At 49.3% G+C, this 25,439-nt stretch carries 28 protein-coding genes, 2 tRNA genes and 4 pseudogenes; 14 read left to right on the forward strand and 20 right to left on the reverse strand.

The window, feature by feature from the left end; genetic code table 11:
- Positions 1 to 114 (reverse strand): annotated as a pseudogene (locus tag ACUU1I_RS10540) (ATP-binding cassette domain-containing protein); the annotation flags it as partial.
- A gap of 69 nt (positions 115 to 183) precedes the next feature.
- A complete protein-coding gene (gene araF / locus ACUU1I_RS10545) occupies positions 184 to 1,173 on the reverse strand; it encodes an arabinose ABC transporter substrate-binding protein AraF (RefSeq protein WP_000548676.1) in 990 nt (329 codons plus the stop codon).
- Between the two features lie 796 nt (positions 1,174 to 1,969).
- On the opposite strand from araF, the gene ACUU1I_RS10550 reads away from it, so the two are divergent.
- Positions 1,970 to 2,473: a non-heme ferritin-like protein gene (locus ACUU1I_RS10550; RefSeq protein ID WP_000179469.1), complete on the forward strand. Its 504-nt coding sequence runs from the start codon at positions 1,970 to 1,972 to the stop codon at positions 2,471 to 2,473.
- A 79-nt stretch (positions 2,474 to 2,552) separates the two neighbouring features.
- Here the strand turns inward: ACUU1I_RS10550 and yecJ are convergent, their stop codons facing one another.
- Positions 2,553 to 2,804 (reverse strand): DUF2766 family protein YecJ, encoded by a 252-nt coding sequence (gene yecJ, locus ACUU1I_RS10555; protein WP_000082120.1) that lies wholly within the window; start codon positions 2,802 to 2,804, stop codon positions 2,553 to 2,555.
- A gap of 114 nt (positions 2,805 to 2,918) precedes the next feature.
- Positions 2,919 to 3,005 carry a stress response protein AzuC gene (gene azuC / locus ACUU1I_RS10560; RefSeq protein WP_010723106.1) on the reverse strand — a complete coding sequence of 29 codons (87 nt, stop codon included), beginning with the start codon at positions 3,003 to 3,005 and terminating at the stop codon, positions 2,919 to 2,921.
- Between the two features lie 262 nt (positions 3,006 to 3,267).
- On the opposite strand from azuC, the gene ACUU1I_RS10565 reads away from it, so the two are divergent.
- Positions 3,268 to 3,591 carry a YecR-like lipofamily protein gene (locus tag ACUU1I_RS10565; protein WP_001237863.1) on the forward strand — a complete coding sequence of 108 codons (324 nt, stop codon included), beginning with the start codon at positions 3,268 to 3,270 and terminating at the stop codon, positions 3,589 to 3,591.
- 170 nt (positions 3,592 to 3,761) lie between these two features.
- Positions 3,762 to 4,259 (forward strand): non-heme ferritin, encoded by a 498-nt coding sequence (gene ftnA, locus ACUU1I_RS10570; RefSeq protein WP_000917208.1) that lies wholly within the window; start codon positions 3,762 to 3,764, stop codon positions 4,257 to 4,259.
- 36 nt (positions 4,260 to 4,295) lie between these two features.
- On the opposite strand, the gene ACUU1I_RS10575 is transcribed toward ftnA, so the two are convergent.
- Positions 4,296 to 4,535 carry a YecH family metal-binding protein gene (locus ACUU1I_RS10575; RefSeq protein WP_000377224.1) on the reverse strand — a complete coding sequence of 80 codons (240 nt, stop codon included), beginning with the start codon at positions 4,533 to 4,535 and terminating at the stop codon, positions 4,296 to 4,298.
- A gap of 189 nt (positions 4,536 to 4,724) precedes the next feature.
- Between ACUU1I_RS10575 and tyrP the strand changes: the two genes are divergently transcribed.
- Complete coding sequence (gene tyrP / locus ACUU1I_RS10580) at positions 4,725 to 5,936, forward strand: tyrosine transporter TyrP (RefSeq protein WP_000797554.1); 1,212 nt, start codon at positions 4,725 to 4,727, stop codon at positions 5,934 to 5,936.
- Positions 5,937 to 5,997: 61 nt separating this feature from the next.
- Here the strand turns inward: tyrP and yecA are convergent, their stop codons facing one another.
- The 6 genes from yecA to uvrY form a co-directional block, all read right to left on the reverse strand.
- Entirely contained in the window at positions 5,998 to 6,663 is a 666-nt protein-coding gene (yecA, locus tag ACUU1I_RS10585; RefSeq protein WP_000847902.1) for a UPF0149 family protein YecA, read from the reverse strand.
- Between the two features lie 195 nt (positions 6,664 to 6,858).
- Positions 6,859 to 6,945 (reverse strand) — tRNA-Leu (locus ACUU1I_RS10590).
- 12 nt (positions 6,946 to 6,957) lie between these two features.
- Positions 6,958 to 7,031 (reverse strand) — tRNA-Cys (locus tag ACUU1I_RS10595).
- Between the two features lie 281 nt (positions 7,032 to 7,312).
- Positions 7,313 to 7,861 carry a CDP-diacylglycerol--glycerol-3-phosphate 3-phosphatidyltransferase gene (gene pgsA, locus ACUU1I_RS10600; protein ID WP_001160187.1) on the reverse strand — a complete coding sequence of 183 codons (549 nt, stop codon included), beginning with the start codon at positions 7,859 to 7,861 and terminating at the stop codon, positions 7,313 to 7,315.
- A gap of 56 nt (positions 7,862 to 7,917) precedes the next feature.
- Positions 7,918 to 9,750, reverse strand: a complete 1,833-nt coding sequence (uvrC, locus tag ACUU1I_RS10605) for an excinuclease ABC subunit UvrC (RefSeq protein ID WP_001283406.1) — start codon at positions 9,748 to 9,750, stop codon at positions 7,918 to 7,920.
- Positions 9,747 to 10,403 (reverse strand): UvrY/SirA/GacA family response regulator transcription factor, encoded by a 657-nt coding sequence (uvrY, locus tag ACUU1I_RS10610; RefSeq protein WP_000611335.1) that lies wholly within the window; start codon positions 10,401 to 10,403, stop codon positions 9,747 to 9,749. Before uvrY ends, uvrC begins: the two co-directional genes overlap by 4 nt.
- 141 nt (positions 10,404 to 10,544) lie before the next feature.
- On the opposite strand from uvrY, the pseudogene ACUU1I_RS10615 reads away from it, so the two are divergent.
- The 3 genes and pseudogenes from ACUU1I_RS10615 to yecF all read left to right on the forward strand — a co-directional run.
- A pseudogene (locus ACUU1I_RS10615) lies at positions 10,545 to 10,616 on the forward strand (transcriptional regulator); the annotation flags it as partial.
- An 82-nt stretch (positions 10,617 to 10,698) separates the two neighbouring features.
- A complete protein-coding gene (yecU, locus tag ACUU1I_RS10620) occupies positions 10,699 to 10,875 on the forward strand; it encodes a protein YecU (RefSeq protein ID WP_000590347.1) in 177 nt (58 codons plus the stop codon).
- A complete protein-coding gene (yecF, locus tag ACUU1I_RS10625; protein ID WP_000106474.1) occupies positions 10,862 to 11,086 on the forward strand; it encodes a DUF2594 family protein YecF in 225 nt (74 codons plus the stop codon). The genes yecU and yecF overlap by 14 nt, the downstream gene beginning before the upstream one ends.
- 32 nt (positions 11,087 to 11,118) lie before the next feature.
- Here the strand turns inward: yecF and sdiA are convergent.
- From sdiA to fliC, 8 genes and pseudogenes are all read right to left on the reverse strand, one after another.
- A pseudogene (sdiA, locus tag ACUU1I_RS10630) lies at positions 11,119 to 11,739 on the reverse strand (transcriptional regulator SdiA); the annotation flags it as partial.
- 229 nt (positions 11,740 to 11,968) lie between these two features.
- On the reverse strand, positions 11,969 to 12,721 hold the full coding sequence (tcyN, locus tag ACUU1I_RS10635) for an L-cystine ABC transporter ATP-binding protein TcyN (protein WP_001272995.1): 753 nt from the start codon (positions 12,719 to 12,721) through the stop codon (positions 11,969 to 11,971).
- Positions 12,718 to 13,386, reverse strand: a complete 669-nt coding sequence (gene tcyL, locus ACUU1I_RS10640) for a cystine ABC transporter permease (RefSeq protein WP_001158220.1) — start codon at positions 13,384 to 13,386, stop codon at positions 12,718 to 12,720. Before tcyL ends, tcyN begins: the two co-directional genes overlap by 4 nt.
- A gap of 14 nt (positions 13,387 to 13,400) precedes the next feature.
- Positions 13,401 to 14,387, reverse strand: coding sequence for a D-cysteine desulfhydrase (gene dcyD / locus ACUU1I_RS10645; protein ID WP_001128248.1), 987 nt, complete (start codon positions 14,385 to 14,387; stop codon positions 13,401 to 13,403).
- Between the two features lie 104 nt (positions 14,388 to 14,491).
- Complete coding sequence (gene tcyJ, locus ACUU1I_RS10650) at positions 14,492 to 15,292, reverse strand: cystine ABC transporter substrate-binding protein (RefSeq protein WP_005069139.1); 801 nt, start codon at positions 15,290 to 15,292, stop codon at positions 14,492 to 14,494.
- Between the two features lie 87 nt (positions 15,293 to 15,379).
- Positions 15,380 to 15,931 (reverse strand): flagella biosynthesis regulatory protein FliZ, encoded by a 552-nt coding sequence (fliZ, locus tag ACUU1I_RS10655; protein ID WP_005048734.1) that lies wholly within the window; start codon positions 15,929 to 15,931, stop codon positions 15,380 to 15,382.
- Between the two features lie 45 nt (positions 15,932 to 15,976).
- Positions 15,977 to 16,696: an RNA polymerase sigma factor FliA gene (fliA, locus tag ACUU1I_RS10660; RefSeq protein WP_001087451.1), complete on the reverse strand. Its 720-nt coding sequence runs from the start codon at positions 16,694 to 16,696 to the stop codon at positions 15,977 to 15,979.
- 164 nt (positions 16,697 to 16,860) lie between these two features.
- Entirely contained in the window at positions 16,861 to 18,513 is a 1,653-nt protein-coding gene (gene fliC, locus ACUU1I_RS10665; RefSeq protein ID WP_000079691.1) for a flagellin FliC, read from the reverse strand.
- Between the two features lie 265 nt (positions 18,514 to 18,778).
- Here fliC and fliD point away from each other — a divergent pair, with 265 nt between their 5' ends.
- The 4 genes from fliD (at position 18,779) to amyA (ending at position 22,550) form a co-directional block, all read left to right on the forward strand.
- Complete coding sequence (gene fliD, locus ACUU1I_RS10670; RefSeq protein ID WP_000146784.1) at positions 18,779 to 20,185, forward strand: flagellar filament capping protein FliD; 1,407 nt, start codon at positions 18,779 to 18,781, stop codon at positions 20,183 to 20,185.
- A gap of 24 nt (positions 20,186 to 20,209) precedes the next feature.
- Positions 20,210 to 20,620: a flagellar export chaperone FliS gene (gene fliS, locus ACUU1I_RS10675; protein ID WP_000270672.1), complete on the forward strand. Its 411-nt coding sequence runs from the start codon at positions 20,210 to 20,212 to the stop codon at positions 20,618 to 20,620.
- Positions 20,620 to 20,985 carry a flagella biosynthesis regulatory protein FliT gene (fliT, locus tag ACUU1I_RS10680; RefSeq protein ID WP_001057836.1) on the forward strand — a complete coding sequence of 122 codons (366 nt, stop codon included), beginning with the start codon at positions 20,620 to 20,622 and terminating at the stop codon, positions 20,983 to 20,985. The genes fliS and fliT overlap by 1 nt, the downstream gene beginning before the upstream one ends.
- A gap of 77 nt (positions 20,986 to 21,062) precedes the next feature.
- Positions 21,063 to 22,550, forward strand: a complete 1,488-nt coding sequence (gene amyA, locus ACUU1I_RS10685) for an alpha-amylase (RefSeq protein ID WP_001245687.1) — start codon at positions 21,063 to 21,065, stop codon at positions 22,548 to 22,550.
- A 33-nt stretch (positions 22,551 to 22,583) separates the two neighbouring features.
- On the opposite strand, the gene yedD is transcribed toward amyA, so the two are convergent.
- Positions 22,584 to 22,997 carry a lipoprotein YedD gene (gene yedD, locus ACUU1I_RS10690; RefSeq protein WP_001392280.1) on the reverse strand — a complete coding sequence of 138 codons (414 nt, stop codon included), beginning with the start codon at positions 22,995 to 22,997 and terminating at the stop codon, positions 22,584 to 22,586.
- A 186-nt stretch (positions 22,998 to 23,183) separates the two neighbouring features.
- Here yedD and yedE point away from each other — a divergent pair, with 186 nt between their 5' ends.
- From yedE to ACUU1I_RS10705, 3 genes and pseudogenes are all read left to right on the forward strand, one after another.
- Positions 23,184 to 24,389 (forward strand): selenium metabolism membrane protein YedE/FdhT, encoded by a 1,206-nt coding sequence (gene yedE / locus ACUU1I_RS10695; RefSeq protein WP_000118897.1) that lies wholly within the window; start codon positions 23,184 to 23,186, stop codon positions 24,387 to 24,389.
- A complete protein-coding gene (yedF, locus tag ACUU1I_RS10700; RefSeq protein ID WP_000790504.1) occupies positions 24,386 to 24,619 on the forward strand; it encodes a sulfurtransferase-like selenium metabolism protein YedF in 234 nt (77 codons plus the stop codon). The genes yedE and yedF overlap by 4 nt, the downstream gene beginning before the upstream one ends.
- 106 nt (positions 24,620 to 24,725) lie before the next feature.
- Positions 24,726 to 25,396, forward strand: a pseudogene (locus tag ACUU1I_RS10705) (SOS response-associated peptidase).
- The last annotated feature ends 43 nt before the right edge of the window (positions 25,397 to 25,439 follow it).

Genomic DNA, 25,439 nt, shown 5'->3' on the forward strand with positions numbered 1-25,439 from the left:
CGGCGCATGAACCTGACCGGCATAGCAGTCAAAACTAATATCCGTCAGCGCCTTAACGCCGGGAAACGTTTTACCGATGCCGCGAAATGAGAGATACGGGGTAGACTGTTGCATAACGTCTCCGTGAATCACTGGTCGTTCACACCCCCTCTGCATCATGCAGAGGGGAATTTTTCCGGCAAATTACTTACCGCCTAAACCTTTTTTCTCCAGTTCTTCTTTAAAGTTGTCACGCGTGATCAGTACCACGTCTGTAACTTCGGTAAATTTTGGCGTTTCAACGTCTTTTGCTACCCAGTTGTAAAGCATTTCGCTGGATTTATAGCCATGTACGTCCGGGCTTGGCAGCAGGGAACCGTAGAAGCCGGTTGCCTGTGCTTTAGACAGTTCGCTTACTGCATCCACACCGTTAATACCAATACCGATGATATCGGCTGCTTTAAAGCCCTGACCTTCGGTTGCACGTACGCCGCCAAGTACGGTGCTGTCGTTCATACCGACGATCAGCCAATGTTTAACTTCCGGATGTTGAACCAGCATTGAGTTGGCAGCGTCAAATGCCCCCGGGATGTCGTTAGATTTGGTAGGTACCTGATAAATTTGTTTTTCCGGGAATCCTGCAGCTTTCAGTGCGTCCATAGAACCCGTTGTACGGCGGCGGGCGGTATCCAGTTCGTTGGCGGTAATCGCCATCACTGCGCTTTCTTTGACATCCCAGCCACGTTTCTGCATCTCTTTATACAGTTCCTGGCCCTGACGTTCGCCAATTTTAGTCGCCGCCATCATCACCAGAGGAACGGTATCCATTGGCTTACCTTTGGCGTTAACAAACTGGTCATCCACTGCAATGACTTTCATATCGTAGCCACGCGCTTTCGCGACGATGGCAGAGCCGAGTTTCGGGTCCGGAGTACAAATAACGAAACCTTTTGCGCCACTGGCTGCCAGGCTGTCGATCGCGTTCAATGTTTTTTCGCCATCCGGCACGGCAATCTTAATAACCTCAAACCCTAAATCCTTCCCGGCTTTATCGGCAAACTTCCATTCGGTCTGGAACCACGGCTCTTCCGGTTGCTTCACCAGAAAACCGAGCTTCAGGTTCTCCGCCATAGCGGATTGTGACATAACGGCTGCCAGACCAATGGCTGCCAGGGCTTTAGTAAATTTGTGCATGGTTCTCTCCAGCTTTAGTGTCGTTTTGTGTAGGGCAAAAACGAATGACATTCGTTAAATTAATCGGAAAACAAAGCATTACCTTTTATCTAAAAGATAAGTGACCGTGTTGACATAGTTTTAGCGAGAAATTAATTCTCCATAGGAGAGCAATATCACATCGCAGAATTACAGTGAGAACGTGCATAAATTTAGCGGGAAAAGACATAAGGAAAAGCCAATTTGTCAGACAAATTGTTGAATGCACAGCAGATTAATCCATAAGATTAGCCTGGAAATCCTTGTTGTCTTCGGTACCCATGCGGGATGTCTTCTTTTTAACCAGTCAATAGGCCGCATTACCTGGCGTTGAGTTTTTGAAATGGTGTAATAACCACAACTCAAAGATGTGGAAAATGCGCGTCATTCATTTCGCCATTAATTATCACTGTGCTCATTAATTAACAGAACACGTATAATGAGAGCCATCTCGCAAAAATGAAAAAACGTTTTATAAAATCATCACTTCATCATGAATTCAAATTCATCGATTAATATCAACAAGATACAAAAAGCACTATCATTAAAATTCATTGCATTTACATTGATTTCACCAATGAAATGTAAAAATATATAAACTTGATGATTTAAGCATTTTCTTATAACCGTTCAGACGTTATTCTTATTTCAGATCATCGTCAGAATTGACTCCACGATCACATTTCGGACCGGCAGAAAGGAATTATTCTGCAAACAGTAATTATGGTGTTTTGATTTATCTTGCACCTCTCCACTTCTGGATATAAGGATATTAGGTATGGCAACCGCTGGAATGCTTCTCAAACTCAACTCTCAAATGAACCGCGAGTTTTACGCATCCAATCTCTACCTTCACCTGAGTAACTGGTGTTCTGAACAGAGTCTGAACGGCACCGCCACTTTCCTTCGCGCCCAGGCACAGAGTAATGTGACCCAAATGATGCGCATGTTTAACTTTATGAAGAGTGTCGGCGCTACCCCCATCGTTAAAGCCATTGATGTTCCAGGTGAAAAACTGAACTCTCTGGAAGAACTGTTCCAAAAAACGATGGAAGAATACGAGCAACGTTCAAGCACGCTGGCGCAGTTAGCCGATGAAGCGAAAGAACTGAATGATGATTCAACCGTCAATTTCCTGCGCGATCTGGAAAAAGAACAGCAGCATGATGGCCTGTTGCTGCAAACCATTCTTGATGAAGTGCGCAGTGCGAAACTTGCGGGTATGTGCCCTGTGCAGACCGACCAACATGTTCTGAATGTCGTGTCACACCAGCTGCATTGATCATACATCGGCGCTAATACATTGCGCCGATGAAGTTTTTGAGAAACCGCTGCCTCATCTGTTTGAAGCAGCGGTTTTTTTAATGGGATTCACCCTGTGGGGTAAACTTGAGTTCAATCAGCGCGATGGCTTTTTGGATTGCCCGCATGGTGACCGGGTCTGCGGCAGCGGGATGATGAGTAAAGTCGATATTCTTCAGCTGACTGGACATTTTTTCACGAACTTCAACGGGCGCGATTACATCGAGAACATCCAGAATTTGTTTGATAACCAACTGGCAAGCTACCACATCAGAAACCAGTTCCTGATCGGCATTCAGCGGCTGGGACATCGTAAACTCCTGATAGCATTTTGAAAGCCGTTATAGTAGCGGCTTCACATCTTCAGCGATAGTCACATCCACCGTCATCAGGACACAAAAAAACCTGCCGGAGCAGGTTTTTTGTTATCGGAACATATTGCCTGGCGGTACGTCTTTGAACGTCTTGCAATAGTTATTGAACATACTTTTCAGGATTTTGCGCAGTTTCATCGCGGCACTCCGACCATTTGTTATACAGGTGTTATTGTCTTTGCGCTTATAATATGACAACCATCACAAAAATCAATCTTTATGTGATACAAATCACATAAATACCCCTTTAATGTTATAAAAATGATAATCAAAAAACAGCCCCCCTATTTCTGACACCTACAGATGGCAAGAAATAGCGCCTGCCAGGCATCTTTTCCGGCCATTGTCGCAGCGCTGTAACGCGTAAAATAGTGCTTTCTCTTACTCTTCTGGCTGGACCATGAGACTTCTGATTCTGACTCTTTCATTAATAACGCTGGCGGGGTGTACGGTTACTCGCCAGGCCCATGTGAGCGAAGTTGACGCGGCAACAGGTATTGTACGGTTGGTTTATGACCAGGCTTTTTTGCATCATGCCCATACCGATCGTTATGTCAGTCGCGGGATCGCCGATCGCGCATGCCAGCAGGAAGGCTATACCCACGCGATCCCCTTTGGTCAGCCAGTAGGCAACTGTAGCCTTTTTGCGGGTTCCTTATGTTTGAATACGGAATTCACTTTGTCATATCAGTGCCATCATTCCGCCTTCCCTGTCTTTCTCTAAATATTTTAATCAGCGAGGGGATCTTCGCTGATTAAAGAAATAGCGGTAATGCGTTTTATTCCCATTCGTATTTTTAATAATTGAAGTTTATATTTTACCTTTTGCAAATAATAAAATAACAAATTATAGTGACGCCACAGCAACAAATATAACCTTTGTGGAGCACTATCATGCTGAAACCAGAAATGATTGAAAAACTTAATGAGCAGATGAACCTGGAACTGTACTCTTCACTGCTTTATCAGCAAATGAGCGCCTGGTGCAGCTATCATACCTTCGAAGGTGCTGCCGCGTTCCTGCGCCGTCACGCCCAGGAAGAGATGACGCATATGCAGCGTCTGTTTGATTACCTGACTGATACCGGCAATTTACCGCGTATTAATACCGTTGAATCTCCGTTTGCTGAATATTCCTCACTTGATGAATTATTCCAGGAAACCTATAAACACGAACAATTAATCACCCAGAAAATTAACGAACTGGCTCATGCTGCAATGACCAATCAGGACTACCCAACATTTAATTTCCTGCAGTGGTATGTTTCTGAGCAGCATGAAGAAGAGAAACTGTTCAAATCGATTATTGATAAATTAAGCCTGGCAGGCAAAAGCGGCGAAGGTCTGTATTTTATCGACAAAGAACTCTCTACCCTCGACACACAAAACTAATGCTCTCCGGCGGCAGGTTTCTGCCGCCGTTTCAAATCAGTGACGGCAAATCTTACTCTGATCGGTCGAAAAACCTTCTTCTGAAGGTATAAATTTGCCTTTTGCTGCCAGAAACGCTACCAGCTCTCCCGCTGTCATCCCTTCTGCCGAGCACGTGTGAAAACGTGCCTGTTCACCAAAACGCGCTTTAATCGCAGCTTCCAGACTGGCATGCGTATATTGCTCGCCTGATTCAATCATCATATTTAACACTTCATGACCGTGAATAGAGTCCATCGTTCCTCCTCAAAAAAAGCCTAGCGTAGCGATTACCGCTTATGAAGACTTTGCGCCAGCGCAGGACTGAATGCTTTTATTGTACATTTATATTTACACAATATGTAACGTCGATTTGACGAAGCAGCCGTTATGCCTTAACCTGCGCCGCAGATATCACTCATAAAGATCGTCAGGACAGAAGAAAGCGTGAAAAACAGAACCCTGGGAAGTGTTTTTATCGTGGCGGGAACCACAATTGGCGCAGGCATGCTGGCAATGCCGCTGGCTGCGGCCGGTGTTGGTTTTAGCGTTACGTTAATCTTGTTGATTGGGCTTTGGGCGTTGATGTGCTACACGGCGCTATTACTGCTGGAGGTGTACCAGCATGTTCCGGCAGATACCGGTCTGGGCACGCTGGCAAAACGCTATCTGGGACGCTACGGTCAATGGCTGACGGGCTTCAGTATGATGTTCTTAATGTATGCTCTGACTGCAGCATACATCAGCGGTGCCGGTGAATTGTTGGCCTCCAGCATCAGCGACTGGACAGGTATTTCAATGTCGGCAACCGCTGGCGTGCTGTTGTTCACTTTTGTTGCCGGTGGCGTGGTTTGTGTTGGAACATCGCTGGTCGATTTATTTAACCGTTTTCTGTTCAGCGCCAAAATTATTTTTCTGGTGGTGATGCTGGTATTGCTGCTACCGCATATTCACAAAGTGAATCTTTTAACCCTGCCGTTGCAACAGGGGCTGGCACTGTCTGCAATCCCGGTGATTTTTACGTCGTTTGGTTTTCACGGTAGCATGCCGAGTATTGTCAGCTATATGGATGGCAACATTCGTAAGCTACGCTGGGTGTTTATAATCGGTAGTGCCATCCCCCTGGTGGCATATATTTTCTGGCAGGTGGCGACGCTTGGCAGCATTGATTCAACAACCTTTATGGGATTGCTGGCTAATCATGCTGGATTAAACGGGCTGTTACAGGCGTTACGCGAAATGGTGCCCTCTCCGCATGTTGAGCTGGCGGTGCATTTATTTGCTGATTTAGCCCTCGCCACGTCATTTCTCGGCGTTGCGTTAGGCTTATTTGATTATCTGGCTGATTTGTTTCAGCGTTCAAATACCGTTGGTGGACGATTGCAAACTGGTGCAATTACCTTTCTGCCGCCGTTGGCGTTTGCACTGTTTTATCCACGAGGATTTGTGATGGCGCTGGGTTACGCCGGTGTGGCGCTGGCGGTACTGGCATTGATTATCCCTTCACTATTGACCTGGCAAAGCAGAAAGCACAATCCTCAGGCGGGTTACCGGGTCAAAGGTGGTCGTCCGGCGCTGGTGGTGGTGTTTCTCTGTGGTATTGCTGTGATTGGCGTGCAATTTTTGATTGCGGCAGGGTTGTTACCAGAAGTGGGGTGATCAGATAGCCTCAAATTCCTTATTGGGTGCCAGAATTAACGCTGACACCCAATGTGACCTCTTAATGCAGGCAGCACTGCTTAAATTTCTTACCACTGCCGCACGGACAAGGATCGTTACGCCCCGGTTTCTCTTCTGCTTTGATCGGTTGCTGAACAGCTTTTTCCTGCGGATGCGCCATCCAGTATGCATGTAAATCAAGCGCCGCCAGTCGAATGGCATCTACGCTCTCTTCAAACGCTTCTGGCGACATTTTCTCTACCCGCTCGAAGTTTTCCTCAGTACCGTGCAGCGCAATCGCCTCCAGCGCTGGTTTTAAAGAATCGGGCAACGTTGACCAGTCAGAAAGTGCCACGCCCCGCATATAGCCAAAGCACCACTCCTCAACAATCGTCAGCTCGCTGCCATCAACTTCTCGCAAGCCGAATAACGGCTCAAACTGCTCCGGGAATTCGTTCAGACGCTCTGCGGTATCGGCCATATGTTGAAAAGCCAGGTTCATAAAGCGCGTCATCTCTTTCTCTGACGCCCAACGCGGCACATAGTCAGCCCCACCCCACACGGCAACCAGCCACTGTTCTGGTTCAATCTCTTGCGGAGAACTCAACACCGCCGTCAATAAACCGTCCAGCTCCGCCACATCAAGGATGGCGTGGTCAGTGTTGTATTTGGTCAGAATATCGTCCAGCCATTCCAACTCACTTTCGTTTAACGGTCCCGTTTTCATACGCTTTTCCTTGTGGATCTCAACTCGCCAGCACCTATCTTACATGCCGGTCCGTATCAGAGATACTTTTTGAGTGGCTTTGCCGGTGATTAAAAATTAAGGAGGGTGTAACGACAAGTTGCAGGCACAAAAAAACCACCCGAAGGTGGTTTCACGACACTGCTTATTACTTTGATTTTATTCTTATCTTTCCCATGGTACCCGGAGCGGGACTTGAACCCGCACAGCGCGAACGCCGAGGGATTTTAAATCCCTTGTGTCTACCGATTCCACCATCCGGGCTCGGGAAGAAAGTGGAGGCGCGTTCCGGAGTCGAACCGGACTAGACGGATTTGCAATCCGCTACATAACCGCTTTGTTAACGCGCCAAATTCTTCAGGCCTTTCAGCCAGACATCCGCTTGACGCCGATGTCTTTTAAACTGGAGCGGGAAACGAGACTCGAACTCGAGACCCCGACCTTGGCAAGGTCATGCTCTACCAACTGAGCTATTCCCGTATTCATCAAGCAATCAGTTAATCACTTGATTTTATTATCGTCTGGCAATCAGTGCCGCCGTTCGATGCGTTGCATTCTACTTACCTGGCGCGATGAGTCAACGATATTTTTCACCACTTTTGATCGTTTGCTGAAAATTACGCCGAAACGATCACTGATCAAGCAAATCTGCACGCGCAGCGCTCAAATATTGCAACATTGACCACAGAGTCAGTACCGCAGCCACAAAGAAAAGTGCAATACCGGCGTACTCAACCCAAATGTTCGGACGCCACAGCAGCCAGGCCAACGCCACCATCTGGGCAGTGGTTTTCACTTTCCCAATCCAGGAGACGGCCACGCTACTGCGTTTACCCAACTCCGCCATCCATTCGCGTAGCGCAGAAATAATAATTTCACGGGCGATCATCGTTGCCGCCGGTAATGTCACCCACCAGCTGTGATAATGCTCGGTTACCAGCACCATGGCGATAGCCACGAGAACTTTATCTGCCACAGGGTCAAGGAAAGCACCAAACCGGGTACTCTGGTTCCAGCGGCGTGCCAGAAAACCATCGAACCAGTCAGTCACCGCCGCGACGCAGAAAATGAGCGCGGCGGCAAACGGCGACCAGGTGACAGGCAGATAAAAGACCAATACAAAGAATGGGATAAGGATGACACGGAACAGTGTAAGCAACGTAGGGATATTAAATTGCATAATGACGGGTAACTATCTGTTGTCAGTAAGATTACCCCTATGTTGCTACAGAGACATCAATGTTTCAACGACCAGAAGATCTTTTCTGCCAGACCTTGCGAAATACCCGGCACTTTTGCAATTTCCTCGACGCTGGCGTTACGTAAACCTTGCAAACCGCCCATATATTTCAACAACATTTGCCGACGTTTTGGCCCGACGCCTTCAATGGTTTCCAGGGAACTGGTATTTTTGACCTTCGCCCGTTTTTTACGGTGCCCGCCAATCGCGTGATCATGTGATTCATCGCGAATATGCTGGATAACATGCAGCGCGGGTGAATCTGGCGGCAAACTAAATCCCTCACCTTCCGGCTCAAAGAACAGCGTTTCCAGTCCAGCCTTACGATCTGCTCCTTTGGCAACGCCAAGTAGCAGCGGATGATTTTTATCCCATGAGACATCCAGTTCGGCGAAGACATTTTTCGCCTGCGCAAGCTGGCCTTTGCCGCCGTCGATAAGGATCACATCCGGGATCTTACTGTCGTCAATGGCTTTACCATAACGCCGACGCAGCACCTGATTCATCGCCGCATAATCATCGCCCGGCGTGATGCCTGTAATGTTATAGCGCCGATACTCCGCACGCAGCGGGCCGTTAGCATCAAACACCACACAGGAAGCGACGGTTTGTTCGCCCATGGTATGGCTGATGTCAAAGCACTCCATCCGCTTCACTTCCGGCAATTTCAACACGCTGGCAAGCGCGGTCAGTCGCTGGTGAACGGTAGATTGCTGCGAAAGTTTGCTGGTTAAGGCCGTCGCCGCATTGGTGCGCGCGAGTTTCAGATAACGCGCCCTATCGCCGCGAGGTTTGGTTTGAACATTAATCTTGCGTCCCGCCAGTTCTGAAAGGGAATCGGCGAGCAGCGTTTTATCGCTAAGATTAAAATCGAGCAGGATCTCACCCGGTAAGGTGCGCATCTGGCTGCCTTGTAAATAGAACTGACCTACGAAGGTTTCTACCACCTCGCTCAGTTCCGTACCGCCAGGCACTTTCGGGAAATAGCTGCGGCTGCCGAGCACTTTGCCCTGACGAATGAACAATACGTGGACACAAGCCATGCCCGCATCGAACGCCACACCAATAACGTCAAGGTCGTCGCCGGTATTGGAAACAAACTGTTTTTCGGTGACGCGTCGCACCGCCTGAATTTGGTCGCGAATACATGCCGCTTCTTCAAACTCCAGATTCTGGCTGGCAGTTTCCATACGGCTAATGAGTTGCGTAAGCACCTGATCATCTTTGCCAGACAAAAACAGGCGCACATACTCGACCTGCTGAGCGTATTCTTCTTCACTCACCAGTCCTTCAACGCACGGTCCCAGACAGCGCCCTATCTGGTATTGCAGACACGGACGCGAGCGATTGCGATAAACACTATTTTCGCACTGGCGAATGGGGAAAATCTTTTGCAGTAGCGCCAGTGTTTCACGTACGGCATAGCCATTCGGGAACGGGCCGAAATATTCACCTTTGGCATGCTTTGCACCACGATGCATCGCCAGACGCGGGTGGGTATCGCCACTCAGGAAGATAAAAGGATAAGATTTATCATCGCGTAGCAAAACGTTGTAACGCGGCTGATAGAGTTTGATGTAGTTGTGTTCCAGCAACAGCGCTTCGGTTTCTGTATGCGTAACCGTTACATCAATTTGCTGGATCTGGGCGACCAGCGCTTCGGTTTTGCGCGAAGCGAGGTTGCTGCGGAAATAGCTGGAAAGCCGTTTTTTCAGGTCTTTCGCTTTGCCGACATAGATAACCGTACCACCAGCATCGTACATGCGATAAACGCCTGGCTGGCTGGTTACGGTTTTTAAAAACGCTTTTGCGTCAAACTGATCACTCACTGACTTGATAATGTCTCCGCATTACACAGACCATGGCGAATTGCCAGGTGAGTCAGCTCAACATCGCCATGAATGTTTAGTTTACTGAACATACGATAGCGGTAGCTGTTCACCGTTTTCGGACTGAGATTGAGCTGTTCTGAGATCTCATTGACCTTCTGGCCCTTAGTGATCATCAGCATAATCTGCAATTCACGTTCAGACAAACTGGCAAATGGGCTTTCTGTTTTTTCTGGTTCGATCTGGCTTAACGCCATTTGTTGAGCGATATCAGAAGCAATGTAACGCTGCCCTGAATAGACAGAACGAATCGCACTCACGACTTCCTGCGGAGCCGCGCCTTTGCTGAGGTAGCCAGCAGCACCTGCCTGCATGACTTTCGCTGGTAAAGGGTTTTCTGTATGGACCGTAAGCATGATGATTTTAACATCAGCTGTGGAACGCGCGATTTTACGCGTCGCCTCAAGACCGCCAATGCCCGGCATACTCATGTCCATTAGCACCACGTCAACGGCATTTGTCCGGCACCACTTAACGGCGTCTTCACCGCACGATGCCTCTCCGACGACTTTTATACCCTTTATATCTTCCAGAATGCGTCGTATCCCTGCGCGCACCAGTTCGTGGTCATCAACAAGTAGAACGTTGATCAAAGGAATATCTCCAGAAATAGGGATAACGCTACTGATAGTTAGTCATTCGTATATTAGCGGTTTTTATTGCAACTTTGAAACGTTAAAAATGGTGGGTATTCGATTTTTCTCTCGTTTTTGTCAATTCGATTGTCCACAGTTATGGTCACGCCCGTCACCAACGGCTTACCGGATCGTTTCACAGTAAGCCCTACGATGAAATGTGACAAAAATTGACTTTATTCAGCAAAAATGAAAATCAGCCCGCTGAATATGTAACATTAATTAACCCGAACAATACGGGCAAAAAACATTCATGATAAAAATATTTATTGGTCATTATATTAACGTATTTTATAGCACTGCCGATATCACGCTCAAAAAACAACCACTGCTATTTTTAGCAAAGCTTATGGTATACTCCGCCGCCTTAACATTTTTCACCGCAAATTTTCATTGCAACATGACGAGGAAAATAAATGAGTACGCCTGATTTTTCTACTGCCGAGAATAATCAAGAACTGGCAAATGAAGTCTCCTGCCTGAAAGCGATGCTGACGCTGATGCTGCAGGCGATGGGACAAGCTGACGCGGGCCGCGTGATGTTAAAGATGGAAAAACAGCTTGCGCTGATCGAAGACGAAACCCAGGCTGCAGTATTTTCCAAAACGGTTAAGCAAATTAAACAAGCCTACCGTCAGTAATATAAAACCGGCTGAGAGCGTGCCTTTCAGCCGGTTATTGACAAAATCATCGCTATCTCTGCTGATGTCTTCCCTTCCGCCGTCCATTTCAGAATTTCTTTTTCGCGCTTGCTGAAATTCATCTCTGGCGTCATCACTATTTCATCATTTAAACGCATCAGAGCCATCAGACTTTCGCGCACCAGTAACTGCATTTTTAATTGCAGTTCATCACTAAGAATGGGTATTTCGCGCGTGCTGCAACGGGAAAAGGACAAAAAGCCCAGCGCCCGATTTGGCAGCATTAAATACTGAGTGACACCGCGGCGTAAACCATGTGCGTGCGCGGCTTCCCATAATGGCTGTGCTTCGCTGAATAAGTCATCATTCCACATTAAATGGTCCTGACTAAAGTTTTCAGGGTTCAGCACAGGATCAATTGCGAGAAAATTTTTTGCCTGATAATAACTAACCCACGACTCAGGGTAATTGGTGTAGAAAGCCACTTTAGGTCGCGTGAATAGTACCGGGTGGCGAACACATAACGAATAGTAATCGTACTCCAGCTGCTGAGCCTGAAGCTCTATTTCATGGTAGACCTCTTCTGCGGCCTCCATCCTCTGAAAACGCAACAGCATCGTGCGACGCCAGCTGAAAAAATCCGTATCCTGCATAGTAAACCGCAACGCCCCTGAGAGTGAGTATCATTTATAATGATAATTCAAACTATCACATAAATAAGATTTATATATAATTTATATTATTCAGGCAATGAATTACTTTTGCAAGCCATCGCATTCTCTTATGTTATTAATGAGTTATGCTGATTTGTTAAGCAGTTTTATCACGCTTGAAATGGCGTCCCGCCCCGACAGGTGAATCGTCGGGGCTGATTTTTTCTTATTATTGCAGCAGAAGCTTCTCGAGGAACTGGCGGGTGCGAGGCTGCTGGGGATCGGCAAATAACGCTTTTGCTGCCCCCTGCTCGACTATCCGCCCCTGGTCCATAAAGATCGCCCGGTCCGCAACATCCCGGGCAAAGCTCATTTCGTGTGTCACAATCACCATCGTGCGCTTTTCCTGCGCCAGCTGGCGGATGGTGTTCAGGACTTCGCCCACCAGCTCTGGATCCAGCGCCGACGTTGGCTCGTCAAACAAAATCACCTCAGGACGCATTGCCAGTGCACGCGCAATCGCAACACGCTGCTGTTGACCGCCAGACAAACGACGTGGATAGCTGGTTTCTTTACCGGCCAGCCCAACTTTCGCCAGCAGCTCGCGAGCGCGCGCCGTGGCCTCTTCTTTCGGTTCGCCTTTGACGATCACCGGCCCTTCAATAATGTTTTCCAGCACCGTACGATGCGGAAACAAATTAAAGTTCTGGAAGACAAACCCGACGTGCTGACGCAACTGGCGAATCAGCGATTTTTGCTGACTTAATGAACGTGCAGTATCAATAGTGATATCGCCAACGGTGATCGTTCCCGCTTCCGGTTGTTCCAGCAGATTTATGCTACGTAGCAATGTGGTTTTGCCGGAACCACTCGGACCGATAATTGCCACCACTTCGCCAGGCTTTACCTCGAGGTCGATACCGTGCAGCACCGTCTGACCGTGGAATTTTTTCACCAGGTTCTTAACTTCAATGGCACTCATTTTGGTTCTCTCTCCTGGCGATTAAGTTGATTCTCAAAATGGTTCTGCAACGTCGATAACACAGTCGCCATGATCCAGTAGATGAGCGAAGCCGCCAGGTACATGGTGAACACCTCCAGCGTGCGCGAGGTAATCAACTGCGCCTGACGGAACAGCTCCGGCACCTGGATTGTCGCGGCCAGCGACGTATCTTTTACCAGACTGATAAAGCTGTTCGACAGCGGCGGCAACGCCACCCGCGCCGCCTGTGGCAAAATCGCGCGACGCATGGTCTGCCACGGCGTCATACCAATACTGGCAGCGGCTTCCCACTGACCTTTATCAATAGAAGAAATGGCGGCGCGCAGCGTTTCGGCGGCATAGGCGGCAGTGTTCAGCGACAGACCAATCATTGCTGACGGAATGGGATCTAATTCGATACCAAACTGCGGCAGGCCGTAATAGATCATAAACAGTTGTGCGATGAGCGGCGTACCACGAAAAATAGAGATATAAAAACGCGCCAGCCAGCGCACGGGCCAGATTGGCGACAGGCGCATCAGCGCGAGAATAAACCCGAGTAGTAAGCCAAAAAACATGCCGCCGATACTGAGTTGCAGGGTATACCCAGCCCCTTTCAACAGGAACGGCAAGGAATCAATAACCAGTTGTATACTTTCTTGCATGAGCGTTCCCGGAGTTAAACGTGGGGATGATAGGCGAACAGCGCAGGCGCGCCGCCGGTATGAATAAACAGAATCGGCCCTTCATCTTTGAAGCGTTTCTGACTGATACCGTCAATCAGCCCCGCCATCGCTTTTCCGGTATACACAGGATCAAGCAGAATACCTTCCAGACGCGCCAGCAATTTCACTGCTTCCATGCCTTCGTCGTTCGGCACGCCGTAGCCAGGTGCAAAATAGTCATCCCAGAGTAAAATTTCCGCTGATGCGGTCAGCTCCAGTTCTTTCGCAATCGCCTGTTGTAGGTTAACCACTTTCGGCAATTGATCGGCAACGGAACGCGACACGGTCACGCCAATCAGTTCGCTTTCAGGCATCAGGTGTTCCAGCCCAACAGCCAGTCCGGCGTGAGTTCCGGCACTGCCCGATGCGACTACCACCGACGAAATATTAACCGCCCCTTCACACTGTTGCGCGATTTCCAGCGCACTCTCCACATAACCTAGCGCGCCAAGAGCATTAGAACCGCCAACCGGAATGACATACGGGCGAAAGCCTTGTGCTTCGACTCGCGTCGCCAGCTCTTCCAGTTGGGCATTGGGATCGGTCAGTGCGTCGCACATTTCAATCTGGGTATTGAACAGATCCAGCAACAAACGATTGCCGTTGGTTAAATAGTTTTCTGCGGTTGTGCCAATAGGATTTTCCAGCAGCGCCACGCAGTGCAGACCGAGTTTCGCCGCGACTGCGGCAGTCTGGCGCACATGGTTAGACTGGATCGCGCCGGCAGTAATCAGCGTATCGGCACCTTCGCGCAGGGCATCTGCCGCGAGAAATTCCAGCTTACGTAATTTATTGCCGCCCATTGCCATGGGGGTGACCTCATCCCGTTTGATGAAAATTTCCCGTCCAAGATAATCAGAAAAGCGCGGCAGATATTCGAGCGGCGTTGGCGCGCCGATAAACTCCAACCGTGGAAAACGGGTTAAATTATGCAGTGGCATAACAGCCTCCGATGCGTGTTGTTGTGATTTTCTTATTATGCACGCTGAAAACGCGTAAATAAAAAAGGCGCTAGTGAAAGCGCCCTTTTTTGTCATTATGCTGATTATTTGGTCACATCAGCACCAAACCATTTTTCGGAAAGAGCTTGCAGAGTGCCGTCTTTTTGCATTTCCGCAATTGCATCATTCACCGCTTTCAGCAGGTCTTCATTTCCTTTACGCAGCGCCACGCCAGACTCCTGACGGGAGAATGCTTCACCGGTTACTGCCAGCGTATCGTTGGTTTTCTTCACCAGATCCAGCGCCGCCAGACGATCAACGAGGATCGCATCGATACGCCCTACGCGCAGATCCTGATATTTGGTCGGGTCATCATCATAGGTACGCACATCGACACCCTGAACATTCTGCCGCAGCCACTCTTCATAGTTGGTGCCCAGACCGACACCCACTTTTTTGCCTTTCAGATCAGCAGCCGTTTTAATGGTGCCTTCGTTACCTTTTTTCACCAGCGCCTGAATACCGGAAATGGTGTAAGGGGTAGAGAAATCGTATTTTTTCTTGCGCTCGTCAGAAATGGTGACCTGATTAATCACCACATCAATGCGTTTAGAGTCCAGCGACGCCAGCATACCGTCCCATTTGGTCGGTTTTAGTGACGCCTCAACGCCAAGATGTTTTGCCAGCTGTTGAGCAAATTCCACTTCAAAACCGGTTAATTTGCCGTCATCCCCCTGAAAACTGAACGGCGGATAAGTGCCTTCCAGCCCTACCAGCAGCGTGCCGCGCTCTTTGACTTTATTAAGCAGACCTTCATCTGCAAAACTTTTAACGCTCATGCCCGCAACCAGCGCCACGCCCATCACACCCATCAATGCCTGACGTCCCAGATGTGCTAATTTCATATTCACCCCGAATGTTGTTATGTCTGTTTGCAGTGTAGAGCCATTGTTTGTAAACACAAAAACAACTCCGCTACATCTTATTCTTATTTAATATATATCAGAAGCAGGCAGGCTGGAGGATTTCTGCACAAGTCCGGTACAGGTTTGGCGCTGATAGTGTTGATACTTCCGTAATGCGATGCGGTAATTGTTGGTGCTGGTGGTGGGCAGCCACGGGGCGAGGATTTCATCAAGGAAACCGTCCTGCAGCTGATCGAGGGAAATATTTTGCTCATGTAGATGATTACCCAAACGGCGCAGACGAACGACATATTCACGCACCGTACCTGGGCTCATTTCAGTTTGCTCAAAAAGAAATTTCTTAAAGCCGATAATATCGAAAAAATCACTCTGCGTTTTGCAATGTAAATCACCGCAAAATCGGCACAATGCCGCCCATGATTGTTGTTCCGTTTGCCAGCCTTTTTCATCAAGCAGCGTGTCCAGGCGGGAAATCTCGATTTTATTCACTATTTTGCCGTCGCGAACTAAGGTAATGCGATCGAGTAATTTACGGCAATGCGCGCAATGGGTCTGGCTGTGTTTAAAGTCTTTAAGATAGCGGCTTAATGGCCGTCTTTTCAGGTGCTGCACCATCATTAAGAACTCCTGGTAGTCAAAGTTAAAGTGCGGCATTTACTGACGTTATAACTTACCCAGTTTAGTGCGTAACCGTTTAATGGCCTGGCTGTGTAACTGACTGACCCGCGATTCCCCGACCTCCAGCACCGCGCCAATCTCTTTGAGATTCAGCTCTTCCTGGTAATAGAGGGTTAATACCAGTTTTTCGCGCTCCGGCAACGTTTCGATGGCTTCCATCACCCGCTGGCGCAGATTACTGTCCAGCAGTTGTTGTAGCGGGTTTTCTCGCTGATGATCATCAGTAACCAGTTCGATGCTATCGCCGTGCTCTTCACGCCACTCATCGTAGGAGAAGAGCTGGCTGTTATTGGTGTCGAGCAGCATTTGACGATAATCGGCAATATCGATCCCTAAACGTTCCGCTACCTCAGTTTCCGTGGCGTTGCGGCCAAGTTCCTGCTCCAGTTGCCCTATTGCCTGTGCCACTTCACGCGCGTTGCGTCGCACGCTGCGCGGCACCCAGTCACGGCTGCGAAGTTCATCCAGCATAGCGCCACGGATACGCTGCACTGCGTAAGTTGTAAATGCCGTTCCTTGTAGGGCGTCATAGCGTTCGACAGCATTAAGTAACCCAATGCCGCCCGCCTGTAGCAGATCGTCAAGTTCCACGCTCGCGGGCAGTCGAACCTGCAGGCGCAATGCTTCGTGACACACCAGCGGGACATAACGCTGCCACAGCGAGTGTTTATCCATTACACCTTCAGCGGTATAGAGTGAATTCACGATAAACAGCCCTGCGTTATATGAGTTATCGGCATGATTATCCGTTTCTGCAGGGTTTTTAATCGGACGATTAGTGGGTGAAATGAGGGGTTATTTGGGGGTTACGCAAAAAGCCGAATGTAAAAAACCCCGTCGGTGGCGGGGTTTGAGAGGCATTCAGACGATTAACCCTGCAGCAGAGACAGAACCTGCTGCGGTACCTGGTTGGCTTTTGCCAGCACGGAGTTACCGGCCTGCAGGATAATCTGCGCTTTCGACATGTTGGACACTTCGGTCGCATAGTCGGCGTCCTGAATACGGGACTGCGCTTCAGACAGGTTGGTAGTGGTGTTGTTCAGGTTGGTGACTGCGGAATCCAAACGGTTTTGCACCGCACCCAGGGAGGAGCGGAATTTGTCGATGGAGCTGATGGCTTCATCCAGAGCTTTCAGGGGATCGGCTGTCGTAGCTGCTTTTGTTTCAGCATCTGTCGTCAATTTACCATCAGCATCTTTATAAACTGCCTTACCGCTGCCGTTAGTCACTGAACCATCATCCTGTAGGTAAAAATCTACAGTATCAGATGTGGTCAACGCCTCGTTGTTATCAACATAAACCGAATCAACACCTTTTGTTACAGCGCCAGTTGTGCCGTTGACGCTATAACCTACAGTAGTGAAATCAACATTGTTTCCCGAGGTTGATACAGCTTTATCGAAAGCTGCCTGATCAACTTTTGCACCTGTTACTGAATAAGTAATAGTGTCCGGCGTAGTACTATTACCGGTAAAGGAGATAGAGGTACCGCCAATGTCAATGGTTGTCGCTTTGGTATTATTGGCTGCAAGTGTGGACAGACTAGCCTCAGTCAAAGAAGCACCAGAGCCGTTTTTCGTTAAGCGCCCAGTTGTATCAATGTAGAGTTTATCTCCATTGCTTGCCGTAATTTTACCATCACTGCTGATCTGAACATCCTGTGCAGAACCATCGATAGTAATAGTGCCCTTAGCGGTATCACCAACTCCCGGGGTCAAATATTTCTGAACATCGGCAGCTGAAGCCGTTGTGGTATCAAAAGAGTATGACTTACTTGCACTGTCATACTTGTAATTCGTTGCACTAGCCGCCGTTCCGAAGCCGTTATTAATGGTTGCCTGAACAGTATCACCATCACTAACTCCAGCCAGCAAATCAGACGCTTTAGCAGCATCGTAACCCGCACTCACAGTATATTTGTTGCCGACCACTGTTGCATTAGCAGCTACCAAGTCAGCTTTAGATGCAGCAGTATTAGCCACAGCCCCGCCACCATTCACATTAAACCCATTCAGCCCCAGCGTATCAGAGTCAATTTTCTTCAGATCAATAGTGATAGTCTGGCCGTCATTCGCACCAACCTGAATTTTCATCGAACCGTCTTTTGCCAGTACGTTCACGCCGTTGAACTGGGTCTGACCGGATACGCGGTCAATTTCGTCGAGACGGGATTTGATTTCGTCCTGAATGGAGTCCAGATCCGAATCAGAGTTAGTCCCGGTAGAAGCCTGAACCGTCAGCTCACGGATACGCTGTAAGTTGTTGTTGATTTCGGACAGCGCGCCTTCAGTGGTCTGTGCAACAGAAATACCGTCGTTGGCGTTACGTGCAGCCTGAGTCAGGCCTTTAATGTTAGAAGTAAAACGGTTAGCAATCGCCTGACCCGCGGCGTCATCCTTCGCGCTGTTAATACGCAAGCCAGAAGACAGACGCTCGATAGAACTCGACAGCGCAGACTGGTTCTTGTTGATATTATTTTGAGTGATCAGCGAGAGGCTGTTGGTATTAATGACTTGTGCCATGATTCGTTATCCTATATTGCAAGTCGTTGATTACGTTTTGGGTTTCCACCCGTCGGCTCAATCGCCGTCAACCCTGTTATCGTCTGTCGTAAAACAACCTTTAGAATTTTTTTCACAAACAGCCATTTTTTGTTAGTCGACGAAATACTCTTTTCTCTGCCCCTTATTCCCGCTATTAAAAAAAACAATTAAACGTAAACTTTGCGCAATTCAGGCCGATAACCCCGGTATTCGTTTTACGTGTCGAAAGATAAAAGGAAATCGCATGGCAAGTATTTCATCGCTGGGAGTCGGGTCAGGTCTGGATTTAAGTTCAATCCTTGATAGCCTCACCGCCGCGCAAAAAGCGACGCTAACCCCTATTTCAAATCAGCAATCGTCGTTTACCGCTAAACTTAGCGCCTACGGTACGCTGAAAAGCGCGCTGACGACTTTCCAGACCGCCAATACTGCATTGTCTAAAGCCGATCTTTTTTCCGCCACCAGCACCACCAGCAGCACCACCGCGTTCAGTGCCACCACCGCGGGTAACGCCATCGCCGGGAAATACACCATCAGCGTCACCCATCTGGCGCAGGCGCAAACCCTGACCACGCGCACCACCAGAGATGATACGAAAACGGCGATCGCCACCAGCGACAGCAAACTCACCATTCAACAAGGCGGCGACAAAGATCCGATTACCATTGATATCAGCGCGGCTAACTCATCGTTAAGCGGGATCCGTGATGCCATCAACAACGCAAAAGCGGGCGTAAGTGCGAGCATCATTAACGTGGGTAACGGTGAATATCGTCTGTCAGTCACATCAAATGACACCGGCCTTGATAATGCGATGACACTCTCGGTCAGCGGTGATGATGCGCTACAAAGTTTTATGGGCTATGACGCCAGTGCCAGCAGCAACGGTATGGAGGTCTCGGTCGCCGCCCAGAATGCGCAGCTGACGGTCAACAACGTCGCCATCGAGAACAGCAGCAACACTATCAGCGACGCGCTGGAAAACATCACCCTGAACCTGAACGATGTCACCACGGGCAACCAGACGCTAACCATCACTCAGGACACCTCCAAAGCGCAAACGGCGATTAAAGACTGGGTGAATGCCTATAACTCGCTAATAGATACCTTCAGCAGCCTGACCAAATACACCGCCGTAGATGCGGGAGCTGATAGCCAGAGTTCTAGCAATGGCGCACTGCTCGGCGACTCCACGCTGCGGACGATTCAGACGCAGTTGAAGTCGATGCTGAGTAATACCGTCAGTTCTTCCAGCTATAAAACGCTGGCGCAGATTGGTATCACGACCGATCCCAGCGATGGCAAACTGGAACTGGATGCCGACAAACTCACCGCTGCACTGAAAAAAGATGCCAGCGGCGTAGGTGCATTGATTGTTGGCGATGGTAAAAAAACCGGCATCACAACCACCATCGGCAGCAACCTGACCAGTTGGCTTTCGACAACGGGCATTATTAAAGCCGCTACCGATGGCGTTAGTAAAACCCTGAATAAGTTAACTAAAGACTACAACGCCGCCAGCGATCGCATTGATGCGCAGGTCGCGCGCTACAAAGAACAATTTACCCAACTGGACGTTTTAATGACCTCGTTAAACAGCACCAGCAGCTACTTAACGCAGCAGTTCGAAAACAACAGTAATTCCAAGTAATCATTATTCATCGGGAGACAGGTCATGTACGCGGCAAAAGGCACCCAGGCCTATGCGCAAATTGGCGTCGAAAGCACCGTAATGAGCGCCAGCCAACAGCAGTTGGTCACCATGCTATTTGATGGAGTGCTGAGCGCACTGGTTAGAGCGCGACTGTTTATGCAGGACAACAATCAGCAAGGCAAAGGCGTCTCTTTGTCAAAAGCGATCAACATCATTGAGAACGGACTGCGGGTGAGTCTTGATGAAGAGAGCAAAGACGAATTAACCCAAAACTTAATTGCTCTTTATAGCTATATGGTCAGGCGTTTGCTGCAAGCCAATTTACGCAACGATGTCTCCGCAGTCGAAGAGGTGGAAGCATTAATGCGTAATATTGCCGATGCCTGGAAAGAGTCTTTACTCTCCCCTTCTTCGATTCAGGACCCAGTCTGATGAACAATGCACCGCATTTGTATTTCGCCTGGCAACAACTCGTCGAAAAAAGCCAGCTCATGTTACGCCTGGCAACGGAAGAACAATGGGACGAACTCATCGCTAGCGAAATGGCGTATGTGAATGCGGTGCAGGAGATCGCACACCTGACTGAAGAGGTTGCCCCGTCCACTACGATGCAGGAGCAGCTCCGCCCGATGCTGCACCTGATTCTCGACAACGAAAGCAAGGTAAAGCAGTTATTACAGATTCGGATGGATGAACTGGCGAAACTGGTCGGTCAGTCATCGGTGCAAAAATCGGTGTTAAGTGCCTATGGCGATCAGGGCGGCTTTGTGCTGGCTCCGCAGGATAACCTCTTTTGAATCTTAATGAGCCGATGGCTCGCGAATAATCCGATTACGGCTACGCTTCTAATATTCCCCTTGAATGGAGTCGAAGAATGCGTAATCCCACGCTGTTACAATGTTTTCACTGGTATTACCCGGAAGGCGGTAAGCTCTGGCCTGAACTGGCCGAGCGCGCAGACGGTTTTAATGATATTGGTATCAATATGGTCTGGTTGCCGCCCGCCTATAAAGGCGCATCGGGCGGCTATTCGGTCGGCTACGACTCCTATGATTTATTTGATCTAGGTGAGTTTGATCAGAAAGGCAGCATCCCTACTAAATATGGTGATAAAGCACAACTGCTGGCCGCCATTGACGCCCTGAAACGTAATGACATTGCGGTGCTGCTGGACGTGGTAGTCAACCACAAAATGGGCGCGGATGAAAAAGAAGCTATTCGCGTGCAGCGTGTAAATGCTGATGACCGTACGCAAATTGACGAAGAAATCATTGAGTGTGAAGGCTGGACGCGTTACACCTTCCCCGCTCGTGCCGGGCAATACTCGCAGTTTATCTGGGATTTCAAATGTTTTAGCGGTATCGACCATATCGAACACCCTGATGAAGATTGCATTTTTAAAATTGTTAACGACTATACCGGAGAAGGCTGGAACGATCAGGTTGATGATGAACTCGGTAATTTCGATTATCTGATGGGTGAGAATATCGATTTTCGCAATCATGCCGTGACGGAAGAGATTAAATACTGGGCGCGCTGGGTGATGGAACAAACGCAATGCGACGGCTTTCGTCTTGATGCGGTCAAACATATTCCGGCATGGTTTTATAAAGAGTGGATCGAACACGTACAGGAAGTTGCGCCAAAGCCGCTGTTTATTGTGGCTGAATACTGGTCGCATGAAGTCGATAAACTGCAAACGTATATTGATCAGGTGGAAGGCAAAACCATGCTGTTTGATGCGCCGCTGCAGATGAAATTCCATGAAGCATCGCGCATGGGTCGCGACTACGACATGACGCAGATCTTCACTGGGACGCTGGTGGAAGCCGATCCTTTTCACGCCGTAACCCTCGTTGCCAACCACGACACCCAACCGTTGCAAGCCCTCGAAGCACCGGTCGAACCGTGGTTTAAACCGCTGGCGTATGCCTTAATTTTGTTGCGGGAAAATGGCGTTCCTTCGGTGTTCTATCCGGACCTCTACGGTGCACATTACGAAGATGTCGGTGGTGACGGGCAAACCTATCCGATAGATATGCCAATAATCGAACAGCTTGATGAGTTAATTCTCGCCCGTCAGCGTTTCGCCCACGGTGTACAGACATTATTTTTCGACCATCCGAACTGCATTGCCTTTAGCCGCAGTGGCACCGACGAATATCCCGGCTGCGTGGTGGTCATGTCGAACGGAGATGATGGCGAAAAAACCATTCATCTGGGAGAGAATTACGGCAATAAAACCTGGCGTGATTTTCTGGGGAACCGGCAAGAGAGCGTAGTGACAGACGAAAACGGCGAAGCGACCTTCTTTTGCAACGGCGGCAGCGTCAGCGTGTGGGTTATCGAAGAGGTGATTTAAATCCATCCCCGGCGGCAAGCCGGGGAGATTTCATTACGGCAGTGGCGTCGGTAACGGCGCTTTATCCAGCGCGGCGGCACACTCTGCCGTCGGGCGATCCACACGCTCCATCGTCATACCATCGTACTCAATGGTGTTACCGTCACGCTCAACCTCGTACAGCTCACGTTTTACGGTAACGTTAGTGAGATCATCAGACATCAATGTCAACTTACCCGGCACGGCAATCCCCCGCTGCCACTGACGGCAATCCAAGGTATCGCCCTCTTTAGTGACAATCAGGCTGCCTATCGCTTCCGGACTGACCAGCGCACGTTGCGGCCCTTTGGTCTGCCAGTAGCCCGCCAGCCAGTCCGGCGCGGGGGTTTTCACGACATTGTTATAGTTTTCGACTTCGGCACAGCCCGCCAGCAACATGAGCGCGCCTGCAATTGCGAGTTTTTTCATCATTCGTCCTGCATGAGAAGAAAAGAGGATTGTGGCATTAAAGCTCTGATGTCGCCAGCCTTTCCAGGTTCAGAGAGAAATTTGATCTAACTATTATTTTTGTGAATTATTACCCCGAAAATAAATTTGCATGGTGTATGATTCGCGGCTCTTGTTTCAAACCTTCTGAGTTCAGAGGCTACATTCATGTCATGGCAGCAATTCAAACACGCCTGGTTGATTAAATTCTGGGCACCCATCCCTGCGGTCATCGCGGCGGGTATTCTCTCCACTTACTATTTTGGCATTACTGGCACCTTTTGGGCTGTCACGGGTGAATTTACCCGTTGGGGCGGTCAGCTCCTGCAGCTGTTTGGCGTCCATGCTGAAGAGTGGGGTTATTTTAAAATTATCCATCTGGAAGGATCGCCATTAACCCGCATCGACGGCATGATGATCCTCGGTATGTTTGGCGGCTGCTTTGCTGCTGCGCTGTGGGCCAACAATGTCAAACTACGCATGCCACGCAGCCGTATCCGCATTATGCAGGCCATCATTGGCGGCATTATCGCCGGTTTTGGCGCGCGTCTGGCAATGGGCTGTAACCTGGCGGCGTTCTTTACCGGCATTCCTCAGTTCTCGCTGCATGCCTGGTTCTTTGCCATCGCCACTGCCATTGGTTCATGGTTTGGCGCGCGCTTTACCCTGCTGCCCATCTTCCGTATTCCCGTGAAAATGCAGAAAGTTTCTGCCGCCTCACCGCTGACGCAAAAACCGGATCAGGCGCGGCGTCGTTTTCGTCTCGGGATGCTGGTCTTTTTCGGCATGCTGGGCTGGGCGCTGCTCACGGCGATGAACCAACCAAAACTGGGGCTGGCAATGCTGTTTGGCGTCGGCTTTGGTTTACTGATTGAACGTGCGCAAATCTGCTTTACTTCGGCGTTCCGCGATATGTGGATCACCGGACGTACCCATATGGCGAAAGCAATCATTATCGGTATGGCGGTGAGTGCCATCGGGATCTTCAGTTACGTACAGTTAGGCGTTGAACCTAAAATCATGTGGGCGGGACCAAATGCGGTAATTGGTGGTTTACTTTTTGGTTTTGGCATCGTGCTGGCAGGCGGCTGCGAAACCGGCTGGATGTACCGCGCGGTAGAAGGCCAGGTGCACTACTGGTGGGTCGGTCTGGGCAACGTGATCGGCTCAACGATTCTGGCGTATTACTGGGATGATTTCGCTCCGGCGCTGGCCACCGACTGGGACAAAATCAACCTGCTGAAAACTTTTGGTCCGATGGGAGGCCTGCTGGTGACATATTTGCTGCTGTTTGCTGCGCTGATGTTGATTATCGGCTGGGAAAAACGCTTCTTCCGCCGTGCGGCACCGCAGACTGCTAAGGAGATCGCATGAAAAATATCGTTCCTGATTACCGCCTTGATATGGTGGGTGAACCCTGCCCTTATCCGGCAGTCGCAACCCTTGAGGCGATGCCGCAATTAAAAAAAGGTGAGATCCTAGAAGTGGTGAGCGACTGTCCGCAGTCGATCAATAATATTCCACTGGATGCGCGTAATCACGGCTACACTGTGCTGGATATTCAGCAAGACGGGCCGACCATTCGTTATTTAATTCAGAAGTAATCCCTCATTCCCGCTGTGGCCCACAGCGGGAACATCGTTACCTCTGACACATAGATTTTACCCGCCCCCTCTCCTATTCTTTTCAGTATGATCTCAGGAGGTTGCTATGTGTGGACGCTGTGCCCAATCCCAAACGCGTGAGGATTACCTTGCGCTTCTCGCGGAAGATATTGAACGCGATATTCCCTACGATCCCGAACCCATTGGCAGATACAATGTCGCGCCGGGAACCAAAGTTCTTCTGCTCAGTGAACGTGATGAACACCTTCATCTGGATCCGGTTTTCTGGGGATATGCTCCCGGATGGTGGGATAAACCGCCGCTGATTAACGCCCGCGTAGAAACTGCCTCAACCAGTCGCATGTTTAAACCGCTCTGGCAACATGGTCGGGCAATCTGTTTTGCCGATGGCTGGTTTGAGTGGAAAAAAGAAGGCGACAAAAAAAGCCTTATTTTATCTATCGCGCTGACGGACAACCTGTTTTTATGGCCGCGATAGGTAGCATACCGTTTGAGCGTGGTGACGAAGCCGAAGGATTTTTGATCGTCACTGCGGCGGCAGATCAAGGTCTGGTAGATATTCATGACCGCCGCCCGCTGGTTCTGTCGCCAGAAGCTGCACGGGAATGGATGCGGCAAGACATTGGTGGTAAAGAAGCCTCAGAAATCGCTACCAGAAGCTGTGTGCCAGCAAACCAGTTCACCTGGCACCCTGTGTCGCGCACGGTGGGTAATGTCAAAAACCAGGGCGCGGAGTTAATTCAACCTGTTTGTTGACATCCTCCACGCCCTGAATGACGAGGCCCCCTGCTACGTTCAG

The organism is Shigella sp. SIG3 (assembly GCF_053555855.1).